The following is a 1,167-nucleotide window of genomic DNA, read 5'->3' on the forward strand; positions in this document are numbered from 1 at the left end:
ATGCCGGACCTCTCAGTGTTGCTGSGGCTCAGTGAGTCCTACTCGTAGGTCTCGCCGGCCTCGGCCTTGGCGACCAGGGAGGCGGGCGGGGTGAACTGCTCGCCGTACTTGGTCAGCTCCTGCGCGCGGGCGACGAAGGCCTTGGGGCCCACGGTTCCGTTCGCGCCCTCGTAGCCGTTGATGAACTGCAGCACGCCGCCGGTCCAGGCGGGGAAGCCGATGCCGAAGATCGAGCCGATGTTGGCGTCGGCGACGGAGTCCATGACGCCCTCGTCGAAGCAGCGCACCGTCTCGAGCGACTCGGCGAAGAGCATCCGGTCGATCATGTCCTGCAGCGGGATGTCCTGCCCGGCGGGCAGGAGGTCCTTCAGGCCGGGCCACAGACCGGTGCGCTTGCCGTCCACGTAGTCGTAGAAGCCGGCGCCGTCCTTGCGGCCGGTGCGGCCCGCGTCGACCATCGCGTCGACGACGGCGTCGCTGCCGTGCGCGGGCAGCGGGTTGCCGGCGGCCTCGGCGGCGGCGCGGGTCTCCTTGCGGATCTTCTGCGGCAGCGTCAGGGTCAGCTCGTCCATGAGCTGCAGCGGTGCCGCCGGGTAGCCGGCCTGCTGGCCCGCCTGCTCGATGAGCACCGGGTTCACGCCCTCGCCGACGGCCGCGATGGCCTCGTTGACGAAGGTGCCGATGACCCGCGAGGTGAAGAAGCCGCGCGAGTCGTTGACCACGATCGGGGTCTTCTTGATCTGCAGCGTGTAGTCGATGACCTTGGCCAGCACCGCATCCGAGGTCTTGGCGCCGCGGATGATCTCGACCAGCGGCATCTTGTCGACGGGGGAGAAGAAGTGGATGCCGATGAAGTCCTCGGAGCGCTTGACGCCCTCGGCGAGGATGGTGATCGGCAGCGTCGAGGTGTTCGAGCCGAGGATGGCGTCGGGCTCGACGATGTCCTCGATCTCCTGGAACACCTTGTGCTTGACCTCGACCGACTCGAACGCCGCCTCGATGACCAGGTCCACGCCGGCGAAATCGGCGGCGTCGACGGTGGGCGTGATCCGGGCGAGCAGCTCCGCCGACTTCTCGGCGGTGGTGCGGCCCTTGGCCAGAGCCTTCTCCTCGAGCTTCTCGGAGTAGGCCTTGCCCTTCTGCGCGGCTTCCAGCGAGATGTCCTTG

1 protein-coding gene is annotated in these 1,167 nt (G+C 68.3%); it reads right to left on the reverse strand.

Translation table 11 applies throughout. The annotated features are described in order from the left end of the window. Positions 1–38 precede the first annotated feature (38 nt). On the reverse strand, positions 39–1,167 hold a 1,129-nt coding region (locus AXK61_RS24125; RefSeq protein WP_231855663.1), incomplete at its 5' end, for a 3-hydroxyacyl-CoA dehydrogenase family protein.

The sequence above is a fragment of the Tsukamurella pseudospumae genome (assembly GCF_001575205.1).
Lineage (GTDB): Bacteria > Actinomycetota > Actinomycetes > Mycobacteriales > Mycobacteriaceae > Tsukamurella > Tsukamurella pseudospumae.